The sequence below is a fragment of the Neglectibacter sp. CSJ-5 genome (assembly GCF_032490475.1).
Taxonomy (GTDB): domain Bacteria; phylum Bacillota; class Clostridia; order Oscillospirales; family Acutalibacteraceae; genus Hominenteromicrobium; species Hominenteromicrobium mulieris.
This window is the reverse complement of sequence record NZ_JAVYJC010000002.1, coordinates 169,840-187,042: the sequence shown is the minus strand read 5'-3', so window position 1 is coordinate 187,042 and position 17,203 is coordinate 169,840. Positions and strand designations below refer to the sequence as shown.

The following is a 17,203-nucleotide window of genomic DNA, read 5'->3' as shown; positions in this document are numbered from 1 at the left end:
AATGGAAACAAAAGACATTATCATCATCGGCGGCGGTGCAGCGGGGCTTATGGCGTCGTGTGCCGCCGCACATGTTTTGAAAAAACGCGGTTCTGTTCTTGTTTTGGAGGGCAACGCAAAGCTTGGCAGAAAGCTGCTCGCCACCGGCAACGGCCGCTGCAATTTAACAAATTTAAACGTTTCGCCCGCGCATTACCACGGCGATGTTACGGCAATTCAAGACCTCCTGCAGGAATACACGCCCGAAGCTATTTGTGCCGTGTTCCGCGAAATGGGGCTCGTCACCAAGTCGGACAGCGAGGGCAGGGTATACCCGCAGAATCAGCAGGCAGCGGCCGTACTCTCCGCTTTGCGGTGGGATGCCGAAAAATACGGCGTATCGTTTTCGGAAGAACACACCGTCTCAAAAATCGATAAAGTCAAAAACGGATTTACGCTCATCTGTACGGACGACACGCAGCTTTTCACAAAGCAGTGCATTTTGACGTGCGGTGGTGCGGCATCTCCGCGCCATTCCTGCGGCGAGGGCTACACGCTCGCAAAGCAGCTCGGCCACACGGTGACAAAGCTGTACCCGTCTTTAACGCAGCTTACCGTGCGCGCAAAGCAGTGGAAAACGCTCTCTGGCACACGCGCCCCTGCAAACGCCGTGCTTTTGGCGGACAATAAACCCGTCTATGAAGAAAGCGGCGAGGTGCAGTTTACGGATACCGGCATCTCCGGCATCTGCGTGTTCGGCCTTTCCATATATGCCGGCGAGTTCTATGCGCTCGGCACAATCCGTAATAAGAAATATGCTTCACTTGCCGTACAGCTCGATCTTTTACCGAACATGGCCTATCAGGACGTGCTTGATTATCTCCTTGAGATGACAAAATTGTATCCCGCACGTGCAGCGGGCGATCTGCTCTCCGGCCTACTCAATATGCGTCTCGGCTATATGCTCGTCGGCGCGGCGGGCATCGCGCAAAGCGAACCGGCGGTAAAAATCAAAGCACCACAGCTTAAAAAGCTTGCTTTTCTCCTTAAAGGCTGGAGGTTGGACATCACCGGCACGAAAGATTTTTCTGCGGCGCAGGTCACGGCGGGCGGCGTGCCGCTTACGGAGCTCGACCCGCACACGATGGCATCTAAAAAAGCCCCGGGGCTTTACCTTGCGGGCGAGATGCTGAATATCCACGGCGATTGCGGCGGCTACAACCTGCATTTTGCGTGGGCAAGCGGCATCACAGCCGGAAAAAGCGCAGCCTATCGCTGCCTGAAGGAGGAAAAACGATGATACGCATCAGCGACATTTCCATGCCGCTTCACTATACGGACGAAGCTTTGCGCCGCGCAGCCGCCAAAAAACTGCGTACCGATGCGCAGAAGCTCCAAAAACTGGCACTTGTCAAGCGCTCTGTCGATGCCAGAAAAAAGCAGGACGTGCGCTTTGTCGTTACCGTGGATGTGGAAACGGACGGCAACGAAGACAAGCTGCTTTCCCGCGTGCGCGACAGCCACGTCACAAAAGCGCCGAAAAGAACCTATGCAATACCGCCGCACGGTACATTGTCGCAGCGTCCGATTGTTGTGGGTTTTGGCCCGGCGGGCATGTTCGCAGGCTTATTGCTCGCACGCGCCGGCCTGCGCCCGATCATCTTAGAGCGCGGCGGCTCCGTAGAAGAACGCCAAGCGGCAGTGAATACCTTCTGGCAAACGCGCAAGCTGAATCCAAGCTGCAACGTGCAGTTCGGCGAGGGCGGCGCAGGCACGTTTTCGGACGGCAAACTCAATACAGGCACGAAAGATGAGCGTATTTTCTTCGTATTGCAAACGCTCTGTGAGCACGGCGCACCCGAAGACATTCTATTTGACGCAAAGCCACACGTTGGCACGGACAAGCTGCCGCAAACCGTCCGCGCCATTCGCGAGGAGATTAAGTCTCTCGGCGGCGAAGTGCGCTTCAACACGCAGATGACCGATCTGCTCGTCAAAAGCAATGCTGTTTGCGGGGTTGTTGCCGAGACAAACGGTGTGAATGAGACGATCGAGACCGCACACGTCATTCTCGCTATCGGCCATAGTGCGCGCGATACATTTAAAATGCTGTTTGAAAAAAGCTGTGTACCTATGGAGCCGAAGCCGTTTTCCGTCGGCGCGCGCATCGAGCACCGCGCAGAGACGATAGATCGCGCACAGTACGGCGATTTTGCAGGCGACCCCGCACTCGGCGCGGCGGACTACAAACTCAACGTTCACCTTGAAAACGGCCGCGGCGTGTACACATTCTGCATGTGCCCGGGCGGCTACGTCGTCGGTGCGGCATCCGAAACGGGTAGCGTCGTGACAAACGGCATGAGCGAATACGCCCGCGACGGTCAAAACAGCAATGCCGCGCTGCTTGTCGGCATCACGCCGGAGGATTTCGGTTCCGCGCATCCGCTTGCCGGCATTGAGTTTCAGCGTAAAATCGAGCGCGCCGCATTTGAAGCGGGCGGGGGAGCATACAGTGCCCCGTGCCAGCGCGTTGGCGACCTGCTTGAAAACCGCGCAACGACTGCGCTGAACGGCAGCGTGCAGTCGACCTATCGGCCCGGAGTTGTGCCCGGCGATTTAAGGGCTGTGCTGCCCGATTATATCTGCGATTCCATGGCGGAGGGCATCCGCCGCATGGGCAGGCGGCTGAGGGGCTTTGACGACCCGGACGCTTTATTGACCGCTCCCGAGACCCGAAGCTCTTCACCCGTGCGCATCCTCCGAAACGAGACGCGCGAGTGCCCCACGGTGCGCGGTCTGTTTCCGTGCGGAGAGGGCGCAGGTTACGCCGGCGGCATCACCAGCGCCGCCGTAGACGGTCTGCGCTGTGCAGAAGAAATCTTGAAGCAAAGTCTATAACATACCAAGCGCCCCAGCGGACTGTTTTCGTCTGCCGGAGCGCTTTATGTAAAATGAACAGAGACGTTTCCCTGTAAAACTACAGAGAAATGTCTCTTTGTTTATCACATTTAATCGCACATGATATGCAAAATCTCGCGGTCGGTCTCGCGCATACCTTCGCGGGCCAGTATGCCGATGTTGCGTATCGTCTCCTCAACGCCCTTCGTGACAAGGCCATCACCCGCGCGGAACTGCTGCCCGTTTTTGTACATGTGGTAGCCCAAAATGCCGGCATCCACAGCAGATGCAATTTTCGCCGCGCACGAGGCTTTTGCGCCGTCGCATACCATCCCGGAATCAATAGCAATGGAGTTGACGATTGTGTGCTCGATTTCTTTCAGTCCGCCGCCGTATAAGTACGCAATACCCGCGCCGCAGCCGCAGCCTGCGCTCACGGCACCGCAGTACGCGGAAAGCCGTCCGATGCCGGACTTCAGGTGGATCGTCACGAGGTCGGAGAGCGCCACCGCGCGAATCATTTTTTCATAGCCGACGTTCAATTCTTTTGCATACTCCACAACGGGCAGAGAAGCTGTCATTCCCTGGTTGCCGCTGCCGGAAACGATGACGACCGGCAGGGAGCAGCCGTTCATGCGCGCGTCGCTGCCCGCAGCCGCCATGGCCCTGGCGCGGATTTTCACATCATCGCCGTAGGTTTCGAGCAATACCTTGCCGATGTTCGCGCCCCAACTGCCCGATAAACCTTCTTTCGCAATGCGTGTGTTGTAGTCAATCTGCCGTTTTACGGGCGTTTCAATATCGCAAAGCTCTGCACACTCAATGAACTCCAGAATCGTCTTCACCGAAAACAAACTGCGGTCGCAAATGCCGCTGTCCGTGCTTTCCGCCGGAGTGTCGGCACAGGTATCGAGCAATATTTCGCCGTCTTTTTCCGTATGCACAATATTCGTGTGGTGCCCCACAATACGCACGTTTGCCGTGTGATGCTCACTTTTCACCGTAATGTCAATGTCGAAAATATAGGGAGAATCCGAAAGCTTCACGGTGATCGGCGTGTGCTCCATATAAGCCTTAATCTCCGCCTGCTCTGCTTCGGTCGCCTTTGAGATAACCTCCAATAAAAGCTCGTCATGTCCTGCTATGATCCCCGCCGCAGCCGCCGCAGGGATGCCGCGCAGACCACCGGTGTTCGGCACAAAAACGCTTTTCACGTTTTTGATGATATTGCCGCTCGCCGTGACGCAGACTTCACACGGCAGCTCGTTTAAAATGCGCCGTGCCGCTGCCGCCGCATAGGCAATGGCAATCGGTTCTGTGCAGCCCATGGCGGGCAGTAATTCTTCTTTTAAAACTTCAACGTATGCGGTATACAGGGTATCGGTTTTCTGCATGAGTAGGCTCCTAAAATCAGTTTTGATTCAGCATCGGTAAAATGCGGGCAAATGAAGCGTCCGCAAGGTCGTCGGTCGAATTGTAGTACAGCAAAAGACTTTCTGGGTCGTCCGGTATACGCAGATTTTCGGGAATATCAAAATTCACGCCTTTTATGTACTCGTCCCAGTGTTCCATTTTCCACGTGTCGCGGTCGGAAGAGCGCCTCATCATGCGCGCCTTGCATACAGCGGGGTCGGTCACGATCCAAATAACGCACAGCTTTGCGCCATATTCACCGAGCTTCGCGCGCAAATTCTGAATGTACGCCGTGTCGCGAATTTCCCGCGTGAACGGCGCGTTGATGAGCACGGTGTTCGCATAACGCAGCGCCTCAAACGCAAGGTCCAAGATCGTCTCGTACTCGTAGTCGCGGATGTTCGCTTCAAAAAACGCAGAGCTGCGGTCATACGGTTCGCCCGCCACTTTGAAAATTTGCTTGGAAAGTGGGATCAGCGTGTCCTTGTCCAAATAAACAACATGATCCAGCGCCGTACACAGGCGTTTGGAAAGCCGGGTTTTGCCGCACGCAGGCGGTGAGGTCACAAGAATCAGCTTTTTCATGAGACAACCAACCTTTCGGATCAAAATAAGGGAAAAGGTGCGTATTCTGTTTACTGTAAAATTAAGTATAGCACGTAAAAGCCGAAATTGCACGAAAATTTTACTTTTCCGTCAATTTTTGCACAAGGTCCTTGAGTAAAACATCGCGGTGGATATTGTACACATAGCGCATAAAATGCCGCGTGTTCGAAGGCGTCCATGTGTCGTCATACTGAGGAATAGGGCTGTGCAGAAGCGTGTCGTCCATGAACTCGCCGTCCAAAAGCCACGCCACCGCCGTTACGTCCCAGATCACGCGCGACCACGTTTCCGCCTGCGCCCAGCGCCGACCTTCTTCAATGGCATAGTGTGCCAAATAATCGCACAGCTCGTTTTTGCCGAGAAAGTAGTCTTTGAACTCCGGCTCGCTCACGGTGAAGCCGGAGACCACGCCTGCGCACGGCAGTTGTACAAGCGCCGCACCGCATCCGAAAACAATGCGCCCCGCCGCAACATCCTGATACATGTTGAACTCGCGGTTATCCGGCCAGTGCAGCGCGTTGCCGCCGAGCCATACAAGGACAATGCGGTCGCGAATTTCCGGCTTCAAAAGCAAGGCGGAAGCCACATTCGTGATCGCGCCGATCGCGACGACATACAGCGGCTTTTCAGGCGTATAATCCATCGCGCGCTTTGCGAGGTCCTCCGCCGCAGGCGAAAGCACGGGCTTGTCCTCGTCCGTGAGATATGTTTCCGAGCCCTTAAACGTGACGGCTTTTAAATCCTCGCGTTTTAAAAGCGTCAGCAGCTTTAGAATTTCGTCATAGCTTTTTTCCATGCCGTCCTTTGGCGATACGGATTTATCATTCAAAAACGGCGCGGCATACAGCGCTTTTACGTTTAGCTTATCGCTGTTTTTTATCATATACGAAAGCGCAAATTGGTCATCTAACTCGTTATACGTATCGGTGTCCAAAACCACGTCAATCTTACCTTTCGGTTTCGTTAGGCGGCGTAAAAGGCTTTCGGTGTTCGGTACTGTCCAGTTCATAAAAGTTCCTCCCGTTTTGATGCTCATAGATTATTATATAGTATAGCGGAAATTTAGCTTTGCGAAAAGTATAAACCGCAAATTTTCTGCCCATATTTTATACAAAAAATTAAATGAAATTTTGGAAACGACGCAAATTTCAGGGAGGATAAATCTATGATGCGTAAAATCAAAACACTGTATAGCAGAACGCTTCTTCTGCGCGCGATGGCGTGCGGGCTGATCTTAACAGCGCTTCTAAATTTAGCGGGCTTCTCCGCCCAGTGTGCCGCGCTGGAAGAGAACATCGTGCGGCTGCATGTCATCGCAAACTCGAACGACGAAGCGGATCAAGCCGTAAAGCTCCGCGTGCGTGATGCCGTGCTGCGGGAAGCCGAGCAGTGGTACGGCGATGCGGAAGATTTTGACACTGCCGTCACAGCGCTCTGCACGCACCTTGAAAGCCTTGAAGCGGCAGCGAATTCCGTTTTGAAAGCCGAAAACCTCCCGTACTGCGCCAAAGCGGAAATTTGCGAAATGTACTTTCCGACCCGCACCTACGAGAGCTTCAAGCTGCCCGCCGGGCGCTACCGCACACTGCGCATTTCGCTCGGCAAGGCCGAGGGCAAAAACTGGTGGTGCGTCGTATTTCCGGCGCTGTGCATGCCCGGTGCAAGCGACCTATCCAACCTGCCTGATGATACCGATACACTCGTGCGTGAACCGGAAAGCTACGAAGTCAAATTCAAGGTGGCGGAAATTTTCTCACGTCTCCGCGAACTCTTTGACGCGTGAGCGCACATGTGCTAAAATAAGAGCAATATAAGCTCTAAACGGAAAAAGGGGGAAGAAGAATGCTGGAGTTGATCCTCGGCCGCGCCGGCACGGGCAAAACGACGCTGCTGCGTAAATGCCTTGCGGAAAGCACTGCGCCGAAAACGATCTTGATCGTCCCGGAACAATATACGTTTGAATCCGAACGCGCGCTGCTTATGGAATACGGTGCTGAAACCGCGAACCGTGTGCAGGTGTACAGCTTTACGCGCCTTGCGCAGGCGGCATTTTTGCAGTACGGCGGCGGTGCAGGCAAGCGTTTAACGGACGGCGGCAGGCGTATTTTGATGACCTTGGCGCTTGAAAACTGTGCCGACCAACTCACGCTGTTTGAAAAAAGCGCCGATCGCATGACGGACGTTTTATTGAACACCATCGGTGAAATGAAAATCTGCGGCATTGAGCCCGATATGCTCACAAAAACCGCCGAAGCCGTCACAGAAGACAGCCTTTCGCGCAAACTAAAAGAGATCGCGCTCATTTACGGTACATATGAAGCACTCGTCGCGCAGACGTATCTCGATCCGCTCGACGACCTGACGCGCCTTGATGACCTGCTGGCCGACCATCCGGATTTTTTCCGAAATGCTTATGTCGCCGTCGATGCGTTTGACGGCTTCACCGTGCAGGAGTACCGCGTTTTGCGCCACGCACTGCGCCATGCGGAAAAAGTCAGTGTTTCGCTGTGCTGCGACGATCTCGACACGAGCCGCAAAGACCTGTTTTCTACCGTGCGCCGCACCGCTTCGCGCCTGATGCGCCTTGCAAAGGAGAGCGGTACGGGCGTGCTTTCGCCTGTATACTGTAAAACGCCGTATCGCTTTCAAAACGATGCACTTCGCGCCGTGGAAAGCACCTACGCCGGCCACGTACAGCAAGCAGATACCGCTGAAAACGTGTGTGTGTTCCGCGCGACCTCTCCGTATGAGGAAGCGGACTTCACCGCGGCTAAAATCCGCAGCCTTGTTTTGCACGAGGGCTACCGCTATCGCGATATTTCCGTCATCTGCCGTGACGGCGAACGCTACACGCGGCTGTTTGCCGCCGCGCTGCGCCGCTGGGAAATCCCGGCGTTTCTTTCCGAAGCGCGCACGGTCGATGCCGAGCCGCTGATGCGCTTCGTGCTCTCCGCGTTTCAAATCGTTTCGGGCAGCCGCAAATGGCGTTCGGAAGATGTGCTCGCCATGCTGAAAACGGGCATCACAAGCTTTACGGCAGAAGAGCTCGCGCAGCTTGAAAACTACGTTTATACCTGGAAATTAAACGGCGCATCCGCTTGGTGCAGCCCTTTCACAAAACACCCGGACGGCTTCGGTAAGCCGATGGATGACACCGCGGCCGAGACACTGCGCACGCTGAACGCTCTGCGCGAGCGCGTCACCGCACCGCTTATAAAATTCTCCGAGCGCACCGCACACGCTTCCGGCGAGCAGATCTCCGAAGCCGTTTATAAGCTTCTCATCGATTTTGATTTGGAGCAAAGCTTCCCGATATTTTGCCGCACGCTCGAAAATGCCGGGCGCGATGACCTTTCCGCCGCTCAAATGCGCATTTGGGATTTGCTCATGGAAGTACTCGACCAAATGGCAGGCGTGCTCGGTGAACAGATCATCACGGGTGAAAAATACGGAAGGCTCTTAAAGGAGATCGTCAGCGGCGAGGATGTTTCGGACATCCCGCAGAGCATGGACAGCATCACATTCGGCACCGCAGACCGCATCCGTCAGTCCGCGCCGCGCGCCGTGTTCCTGCTCGGCGCCGTGCAAGGCGAGTTCCCGCTCATTCCGTCCGTAAACGGTGTGTTCAGCGAGCCGGAGCGCCGCACGCTCCTTGCGCTCGAGCTGCCCGTCTCCGATGTGCTCGAAGACCGCATGTTACAGGAAAAGTACCTCGCCTACGCCGCGCTGTGCGGCGCTTCGGAGAAGCTGTATCTTACATATCCCGTCAGTGTAGGGCAGGAGGCAAAATCGCCCGGTGAGCTCATCAGCGCAGTTGAGCTGGCGCTGCCGAATTTAAAAATCACGCAAAACCTGCCGCCGGAGTTTTTCGCAAACGCACCGGAAGCCGCGTTTTCGCAAACGGCATCGCTTTTCAACGAAAACTCGACTGTCTCCGAGACATTAAAAAGTGTTTTTCGCGAAAAGCCGGAGTTCGCCGGACGTTTGCAGGTTCTCGGCGGCACAGACCGCATGGCTTCGGCTCGCCTTGCGCCGGAGACCGCAAACGATTACTTTGGCGGCGGGCATTATTTTTCCGCAAGCCAAATCGAAGTTTACCACCAGTGCCGCTTTAAATACTTCTGCCGCTACGGCCTCGGCGCAAAGGAGCGCCGCCCGGCAGAGATCGATGCGCTGGAATACGGCAGTCTGATGCACTATCTTTTCGAGCAGATTCTCGGCAGTGCGGAGGACATTCAAGCGCTGCACCTTTATGCAGACGACTTAAAAGTGCGCGTACACACGAGCATCATGGACTATGTGCGCGAAAATATGGGCGGCTATGATGCTCTTTCGCCGCGCGAAAAATACCGCTTGTACCGCATGGAGCAAACGGCCGTAAAGCTCATCGCCCACATGTCGGAAGAAATGATGCACAGCCTGTTCCGCCCGGAGCATTTCGAGCTGGAGCTCAAAAACGGCACACCGTACCCACCGCTGCGCATCCCAACGAAAAACGGGCTCGTCACGGTCGGCGGCATCATCGACCGTGTGGATTTGTATAAAGATGAAAACGGTACGACCTATGTACGCGTCGTCGATTATAAAACCGGCCGCAAAGAGTTTAAGCTCGCCGATGTTCTGTACGGCATGAGCTTGCAAATGCTTATTTACCTCGCGGCGCTCGCGCAGAATAAAGACCTGCACCCGGCGGGCATTTTGTACATGCCGGCGTTCATTGCAAGTGTGACCTCGGACGGCACGGAAAACGCCGAAAAGCTAAAGCAGGAAGTGGAAAAAAACCTGCGCATGAACGGCCTGCTTTTAAAGGACAACGAAATTTTGAATGCAATGGAAATGGGTCTGAACGGTCGATTTATTCCTGTTTATCTCACCAAAACAAGAAAACTCAGCGGTACGGCTTCCGCTTTAAATGAGCCGGAGCTGCAGATCGTCCTGCGCTACGTGGAGCGTCTCATCGCAACAATGGCGGAGGAGCTTTCTGCCGGTGAGATCATGGCAAAACCGCTGATGCAGAACATCAACGCCTGCGCGTGGTGCCCGTATACGTCCGTCTGCGGCTCCGAGCACGCTGCGGACGATGCCGAAAAAAGCAGCATGAAAAACGATGAAGCGCTCGCGCGCATGGAAAATGACTTAGAGAAAGGGAGTGGGGAAAATGCCGAATTGGACTGACGCACAGCTCGACGCCATCAAAGCGCGGCGCGGTACGGTTCTGGTCTCCGCCGCTGCGGGTTCCGGCAAGACCGCGGTGCTCGTGGAGCGCGTTATCGAGCGCCTGACGGATCCGGAGCATCCCACGGACGCCGACCGCCTGCTCGTCGTGACCTTCACAAAAGCCGCCGCAGCCGAAATGCGCGACCGCATCGAAAAGCGACTTTTGGCACTCATGAAGGAGCAGCCGGAAAACACCCGCTTGCGCCGCCAACAGCTTTTATTGCAGCAGGCGCACATCTGTACGGTGGACAGCTTCTGTTCGGACATTGTGCGCGAATTTTTCTACCTGCTCGGTATCTCGCCCGATTTCTCCATCATCACCGATAAGCAACAGGAAGAGCTGATGACCGAATCGCTCGACGAAGTGCTGACCGAGTGGTACAAAGACGAAAACTTTAGGACAGACCTGGCGGATGTGCTCGGCGGCGACAAAAACGACGCCCGCCTTTCCGCCGCAATCCTCAAAATGTACGAATACACGCGCAGCCATCCGTTTCCGGACAAATGGATGCGGGACATTCAAAAAGCCATGACGGATGTCACACAGTCCCCGGTCAAAACACCGTGGGGCGAGGTCGTCCGGCAGCATATCATGGAGGTCTATGACTTCGCAATCAAGCTTTCCCACAGTGCATACCGCCTTGCGGCAGAAGACCCGGACCTTGAAAAAGCGTACTGCACGGCACTCGGCGCGGATATCGATAAGCTTTCGGCAAAGCTGCAGGCAATGGAAGACCCTGAAACCTGCCGCTTTTCCGACTTGACCGTCACGTTCGATAAGCTCGGTTCTTTCAGAGGAGAAGACCCGCGTGCCGATCGCATCAAGGCCATGCGCGATATGGTAAAAAAGGAAATCGGCAAACTGCAGAAGCTTGCAGGCGACGCGGAAGACCAGAAATTCACGGAAGAAATCGCCGCCACGACCGGCACGGTCGTCTATCTGTTTTTGGCCGTGCAGTCGTTCGAGAAAACATACAGCGCGAAAAAGCGTGAGAAAAACGTGCTCGATTTCAGTGATCTTGAGCATATGGCCTTGCAACTGTTTTTAACGGAGCAGGAAGACGGTACATTTCGGCGCACAGAGACCGCAAAGCTCGTCTCCGAACGCTTTGACGAGATCATGACGGACGAATATCAGGACACGAATGACGTGCAGGATTATCTTTTTGAATCCATCTCTCAAAACAGCGCGAACCGCTTTATGGTGGGCGACGTAAAGCAGAGTATTTACAGCTTCCGTCAGGCAATGCCGGATATTTTCATCCGTTATAAAGATAAATTTCCGCGCTATGACCGCGAAAAGAACGCATACCCGGCATCTATCGTGTTAGACCGCAACTTCCGTTCGCGCAAAACCGTGACGGAAAGCGTCAACTTCGTTTTCACGCAGCTTATGTCCCGCACATGCGGCGGCATCGATTATGTCGGTGATGAAAAGCTTGCGGCAGGCGCGCAGTACCCCGAAAAATCGGATTGCGAAACGCGCGTGGAGTTTTTGGAAGACATCGACGGCGTGGGCGCAGAGGTGCTGGAGCCGCAGCGTATCGCAAAAATCATCTGCGAGCTGATGGAAAGCGGCTTCACCGTCACGGAAAACGGTCAGGAGCGTCCCATAGAATATCGCGATTTCTGCATTTTGCTGCGCAGCTCCAATAAATATGCACCTGTCTATGCAGAAAATCTGCGCAATGCGGGCATTCCCACGTGGGCGGCTGTCACGGGCGGCTTTTTCGCCGCGGCGGAGGTCTCGCTCATCTTGGCATTTTTAAACGTCATCGATAACCCGGATCAAGACATTCCGCTGCTCTCCGTTTTGATGAGCCCCATTTACGGCTTCACAGCGGAAGATATGGCGCAACTGCGCCGCGAGTGCGGGGGAGAGACGTTGTACGTTTCGCTTCTGCGCGCCGAAAACGAGCGCTGTGTGCGTGTGCGCGATGAGCTGACGCGTTTCCGAGCGCTCGCTTCCACCATGCCTGCGGACAGCTTTATCAATATGCTGTGCACCGAAACCGGTTACGAGAACATCGTGCGCGCCATGCCCGGCGGAGAAAGCCGCCTTGCAAACATTCGCCTGCTGGAAAAATACGCGGCAGAATACGAAGCCTACGGGTACAGCGGCGTTTCCGGCTTCGTGCGCTTTGCGGAGCGCCTGAAAAAGAATCGATCCGATATGGAAAGCGCCAATGTTGTCTCGGAAAACGCCAACGTCGTGCGCATCATGAGCATCCACAAATCAAAGGGCTTGGAGTTTCCCGTGTGCATCATCGCGGGCTGCGGCCGGAAATTCGTGAATGATACGGACGACCTGCGCATGCACCCACAGCTCGGTGTCGGCATGCGCCTTACAGGCCCCGAGACCGGCGTGCGCCGCACCACGTTCATCCGCGAGGCTATCGGCCTTGCAACGGCGGAAAGCGCTTCCGCAGAGGAGCTGCGCGTGTTCTACGTCGCGATGACCCGTGCCAAAGAGAAGCTCATTCTGCTTTCCACCGTGAAAAATATCGATACAAACCTGCAAAAGCTTGCGGCACAGATCACAGAGGAGGAGACCGTGCCGCCGTACACGGTCAGCAACGCTTCCGGCATTTCGGAGTGGCTGATGCTTTGCGCGCTGCGGCACCCGAACGGAAATGACCTGCGCCGCCGCATCGAAGCGGATGACGACATCATTTTGCGCACACACTACACGCCGTGGGATATTCGCGTCGTATACAGTGAACCGCAGATTTTATCCGACCTGCCGAAAGCCGAAGCGCCCGCACCGGTCGATGAAGCGCTCAAGGCGCGCATCGAAAGGGATATTTCGTTCGTGTATCCCTACGCCGCACAGACAAAGCTTGCAACGAAGGTCGCGGCCTCCGCGCTTGCGGCAGAACAAGCCGAAACGGAAGCCACACTTTCACGCCCGGCGTTTTTGAGCGCCAAAGGACTGACGCCCGCAGAGCGCGGCACGGCGCTGCACAACTTCATGCAGTTTGCGGATTTTTCCGCCGCTTCAAAAGACCCCGAAGCGGAACTCAAACGCCTTATCGAGCAAAGCTATCTCACCGAAGCGCAGGCAAACGCTGTTGATCTTACCCGTGTGGAAAAGTTCTTTACCGGCCCGCTCGGGCAGCGCGTTTTACATGCCGACCGCGTTTATAAAGAGCAGCGGTTCATCGTTTCCATTCCCGCAGGACTCACGGATAAAACACTCAGCGGGGAAGATGCCGCGCAGCCGATGATCCTGCAGGGCGCAGTGGACTGCATGTTTGAAGAAAACGGTTCGCTTTATATTCTTGACTTTAAGACCGATCGGTGCTACAATAAACAGGAATTGTGGGAACGATACGGCCCGCAGCTCACGCTCTACAAAGAAGCGATGACCCGCGTCATGAATAAAGAAGTGAAAGACACCGTGCTTTACTCTTTTTATATGAACGCCCCTGTTTATGCACCGGGAAAAGAATAAAATTTCTTTTAAGCCCTGTTTGCCTATTGACAAATCGCGCTCTTTGTGGTAATATAATATTTGGAAAACAAAGCGGAGCTATGGCTCACACCCGTGCAGTACCGTCTGACACAGGTCAATATCGAAAAGACACACGATGTTAGTGCGTTTGATTGAGTTGATTTGCGGGCAGAGGTTCTCTGCCCGCTGTTTTATTGCCGGCTTCGCGAAAACAAGTTATCGCACGCGTGATGGAGGTGCTTAACCATTAGCAAACAGGAACTGCAGATAAACGAAGAGATCCGCGATAAAGAGATCCGTGTGATCGGCGCAGACGGCGCACAGCTCGGCATTATGTCGGCCCGTGACGCTTTAAACCTTGCGGCTGAGAAAAATCTTGACCTCGTAAAGATTGCCCCGCAGGCCACGCCGCCCGTATGCAAAATCATCGATTACGGTAAATACCGTTTCGAACAGGCAAAGCGTGAAAAAGAAGCGAAAAAGAACCAGCGCGTAGTTGAAATCAAAGAGATCCGTTTGTCTCTCAACATTGATACCCACGACTTCGAGACGAAAAGAAATCATGCGATCCGTTTCCTCAACGACGGAAACAAGGTCAAGGTTTCCATCCGTTTCCGCGGCAGAGAGATGGGTCATCCGGAACTGGGTGCAGACATCATGAAGCGTTTCGCAGAATCGCTCGCTGACACGGCAAACGTCGATAAGCCCGCGAAGCTCGAAGGGCGCAACATGCTGATGTTCCTTGCCCCCAAGCCCGTTAAGTAACAATTTCAAGGAGGACTATAAAATGCCGAAGCTCAAAACACACAGCGGTGCTAAGAAGCGCCTGAAGATTTCCAAGAAGGGTAAAGTTATCCGTGGCCACGCTTACATGAGCCACCTTCTGAACGGCCATGGCAAGACTGCTAAGTCCAAGCGCCATGCACGCGGCACGACCGTTACGGATAAGACCAGCGTAAAGGCTGTTAAGAAGATGCTCCCCTACGCATAAGCGAACAGGGCAGCTCAAGTTTAAGTAAAGCATAATCGGAGGTTTTTATAAATGGCTAGAGTTAAGGGTGCGCTCGCTACGCGCAAGAGAAGAAAAAAGGTTCTGAAGCTCGCTAAGGGCTATTGGGGTTCCAAGAGCAGACACTTTAAGATGGCTAAGCAGGCTGTCATGAAGTCCGGCAACTATGCTTACATCGGCAGAAAGCAGAAGAAGAGAGATTTCCGCCGTCTGTGGATCTCCAGAATCAACGCGGCTTGCCGTGCTAACGGCACCACCTATTCCGCATTTATGAACGGTCTTAAGAAGGCTGGCATCACGCTCAACAGAAAGATGCTTTCCGAGATCGCCATCGCGGACGAAGCAGCTTTCAAGGCACTTGTCGAGAAGACAAAGGCTTCTGTATAATTAAGCTATCCGTGCGTCCGGAATTCTTCCGGGCGCACATTTTTTAGGGTGATAGTTGCAAATGTAAGTGTATTTCTTTGTGCAAAATCGCCTTTGCGGAAATTTCCCGTGTGCCGTAAAATACAGCGCACAGGATTTCTGTTTATTATCGGTAAAAAGGAGTGTGTACCGTGCCAATCGAAAAAATCACCAGCCGTAAAAGCAGCGTCGTTAAAAATGCCGCCGCACTTTTGCAGAAAGCGGAAAACAGAAGTGAAGCAGGCCTTTTCATGGCCGAGGGTGCACGCCTTTGCGCCGATGCCGCAAGGAGCCAAACGGAGATTGCCGCGTGCTTCTTTACGGAAAACGCCGCTAAAAAATACAAAGATTATTTAGATCCGGTTTTAAAGCAGACAGAGCACGCATACTGCATAGAGGAGCACATCGCGCCCATGCTGTCCGATACAAAGAACCCGCAAGGCATTTTCTGCGTGTGTCGCATGCCGAAGCGCCGTGCGGACGGCCTGCCTGTTTCCGCAGAGTCGGATACACGCCCGTGCCGTCATGTGCTTGTTATGGAAAATATTCAGGACCCGTCCAACATGGGTAACGTGCTGCGCACAGCGGAAGCACTCGGTGTGCGGCATTTGGCGCTTGTGGGTACCTGCTGCGACGTATACGCCCCGAAAGTGCTGCGCGGCAGCATGGGCGCGGTGTTCCGCCTCGGCATCCGCCGTTTTGAGACGGCAGAGGATTGCCTGAAAGTGTTACATGCCGAGAATATCACGTCACTCGCCGCCGTGCCGGACAGCAACGCTACGCCCATCACGACCATTCCGTTTGAAACGGGAAACTGGGCGGTGTGGATCGGCAACGAGGGCAACGGTCTCACAAATGAAGCCATCGAGCATTGTCATGACCGCGTGACGATCCCCATGCGCGGCAGAGCGGAATCGTTCAACGCCTCCACCGCAGCCGCCATTGTGCTGTGGGAAATGGAGCGCAACGGGGCAGGAGGCACAAGCCATGGATAACCGCGTATACTGGATCTGGCTGCAAAACGCGTTCGGCGCAGGCAGCCCGAAACCTGTGCAGCTCGTGCGCCGCATAGGCAGTGCCGAAAAGCTGTATCAGGGCGGCACACGACTGTGGAGCTCCTTTTCGTTCGTTTCGGATAAAGAGCTTGCCGCGCTCAATGCCTACGGCGCGGAACAGGCCGCCGCAGCGCTCGAGTATTATTTGAAGCTCGGTCAAAAGGTCATCACGCCCGATGACGAAGACTACCCTGCATTGCTGAAAGAAATCTACAATCCGCCCGCCGTTTTATATGTGCAGGGCGATTTGAGCATCCTTTCCGATGCCGTTTCCATCAGCATTGTGGGCACGCGGAAAGCCAGTCAAAACGGGCTCAATGCCGCAAGAGAGATCGCCTACGGGCTTGCGCTCAAAAACGCCGTTGTTATCAGCGGCGGCGCACTCGGCATCGATTCCGAGGCACACAAGGGTGCACTGAACGGCCGCGGCAAGACAATCGCAATTTTGCCGTGCGGGCTCGAATATCCGTATCTTATGGACAACGCCATTTTGCGCCGCGAGATCGTCGATTTCGGCGGTGCACTTGTCACGGAATATCCCATGCACACGCCTGTACAGCGTGGTGCGTTTCAGGTGCGCAACCGGCTGATCTCCGGCATGGCGCACGGCGTGCTCATTGCGGAAGCGCCAAAAAAGAGCGGCGCACTCATCACCGCAAAGCATGCTTTAGAGCAGAATCGCGAGGTTTTCGTATTCATTGGCGAAGACGAGAAAGCGTTTTCCGGCTGTATCGCACTGGAAGAGGACGGTGCAGCGCGCATTTACACTGCAGAGGATGTTTTAAAGCCCTTTGCTTCTCGCCGCAGACAGGAGCGTATAGAACAGCTTGCCCGCACAGCGGAAAATATCTCCCATGGCTCCCGCGTTCGCCCGAAGATTGCGTCGCTTTCCGATGCAGAAAAGGAGCCCGAAATAGCAGAGAAGAAGCCTGCCGAGCCGATCCCTGCGCCCGAAAACAACCTTTTGCAAAACGTTTCTGAAGATGCAAAAGTCGTTTACGCTGCACTGAACGATACCCCCAAGCACGCTTCCGAGCTGGAGCTTGAACTGGGCATGTCCACGGGGAAAATTTTGGCGGCACTCACGGAGCTCGAGCTTTTCGGCCTCATCAAAACTTATCCCGGCCAGAGGTTTACAAAGGCGTAAAAGTACGCTATACTAAGGTG

At 54.6% G+C, this 17,203-nt stretch carries 13 protein-coding genes; 10 read left to right on the top strand and 3 right to left on the bottom strand.

What is annotated here, in order from left to right:
• The first annotated feature begins 1 nt into the window (after window position 1).
• Window positions 2-1,279 (top strand): aminoacetone oxidase family FAD-binding enzyme, encoded by a 1,278-nt coding sequence (locus R2K26_RS04930; protein WP_316519040.1) that lies wholly within the window; start codon window positions 2-4, stop codon window positions 1,277-1,279.
• Window positions 1,276-2,877, top strand: a complete 1,602-nt coding sequence (locus tag R2K26_RS04925; RefSeq protein WP_316519039.1) for an FAD-dependent protein — start codon at window positions 1,276-1,278, stop codon at window positions 2,875-2,877. Before R2K26_RS04930 ends, R2K26_RS04925 begins: the two co-directional genes overlap by 4 nt.
• 110 nt (window positions 2,878-2,987) lie before the next feature.
• Here the strand turns inward: R2K26_RS04925 and R2K26_RS04920 are convergent, their stop codons facing one another.
• The 3 genes from R2K26_RS04920 to R2K26_RS04910 all read right to left on the bottom strand — a co-directional run bounded on the left by R2K26_RS04920 (window position 2,988) and on the right by R2K26_RS04910 (window position 5,905).
• Window positions 2,988-4,271 (bottom strand): L-serine ammonia-lyase, iron-sulfur-dependent, subunit alpha, encoded by a 1,284-nt coding sequence (locus R2K26_RS04920; RefSeq protein WP_316519038.1) that lies wholly within the window; start codon window positions 4,269-4,271, stop codon window positions 2,988-2,990.
• 16 nt (window positions 4,272-4,287) lie between these two features.
• Window positions 4,288-4,875, bottom strand: a complete 588-nt coding sequence (locus R2K26_RS04915; protein WP_316519037.1) for an ATP-binding protein — start codon at window positions 4,873-4,875, stop codon at window positions 4,288-4,290.
• A 100-nt stretch (window positions 4,876-4,975) separates the two neighbouring features.
• Complete coding sequence (locus tag R2K26_RS04910) at window positions 4,976-5,905, bottom strand: nucleoside hydrolase (protein ID WP_316519036.1); 930 nt, start codon at window positions 5,903-5,905, stop codon at window positions 4,976-4,978.
• Window positions 5,906-6,061: 156 nt separating this feature from the next.
• Here R2K26_RS04910 and R2K26_RS04905 point away from each other — a divergent pair, with 156 nt between their 5' ends.
• From R2K26_RS04905 to dprA, 8 genes are all read left to right on the top strand, one after another.
• Window positions 6,062-6,679: a stage II sporulation protein R gene (locus R2K26_RS04905; RefSeq protein WP_316519034.1), complete on the top strand. Its 618-nt coding sequence runs from the start codon at window positions 6,062-6,064 to the stop codon at window positions 6,677-6,679.
• A 59-nt stretch (window positions 6,680-6,738) separates the two neighbouring features.
• Window positions 6,739-10,071, top strand: a complete 3,333-nt coding sequence (locus R2K26_RS04900; protein ID WP_316519033.1) for a PD-(D/E)XK nuclease family protein — start codon at window positions 6,739-6,741, stop codon at window positions 10,069-10,071.
• Window positions 10,055-13,567 carry a helicase-exonuclease AddAB subunit AddA gene (gene addA / locus R2K26_RS04895; protein WP_316519032.1) on the top strand — a complete coding sequence of 1,171 codons (3,513 nt, stop codon included), beginning with the start codon at window positions 10,055-10,057 and terminating at the stop codon, window positions 13,565-13,567. The genes R2K26_RS04900 and addA overlap by 17 nt, the downstream gene beginning before the upstream one ends.
• A 246-nt stretch (window positions 13,568-13,813) precedes the next feature.
• A complete protein-coding gene (gene infC / locus R2K26_RS04890; RefSeq protein WP_176820262.1) occupies window positions 13,814-14,332 on the top strand; it encodes a translation initiation factor IF-3 in 519 nt (172 codons plus the stop codon).
• A gap of 22 nt (window positions 14,333-14,354) precedes the next feature.
• Complete coding sequence (gene rpmI, locus R2K26_RS04885) at window positions 14,355-14,558, top strand: 50S ribosomal protein L35 (RefSeq protein WP_176820222.1); 204 nt, start codon at window positions 14,355-14,357, stop codon at window positions 14,556-14,558.
• A 51-nt stretch (window positions 14,559-14,609) separates the two neighbouring features.
• Complete coding sequence (gene rplT, locus R2K26_RS04880) at window positions 14,610-14,963, top strand: 50S ribosomal protein L20 (RefSeq protein WP_316519031.1); 354 nt, start codon at window positions 14,610-14,612, stop codon at window positions 14,961-14,963.
• Window positions 14,964-15,133: 170 nt separating this feature from the next.
• Window positions 15,134-15,976, top strand: coding sequence for an RNA methyltransferase (locus R2K26_RS04875; RefSeq protein WP_316519030.1), 843 nt, complete (start codon window positions 15,134-15,136; stop codon window positions 15,974-15,976).
• Entirely contained in the window at window positions 15,969-17,183 is a 1,215-nt protein-coding gene (gene dprA / locus R2K26_RS04870) for a DNA-processing protein DprA (protein ID WP_316519029.1), read from the top strand. The genes R2K26_RS04875 and dprA overlap by 8 nt, the downstream gene beginning before the upstream one ends.
• Window positions 17,184-17,203: the final 20 nt, after the last annotated feature.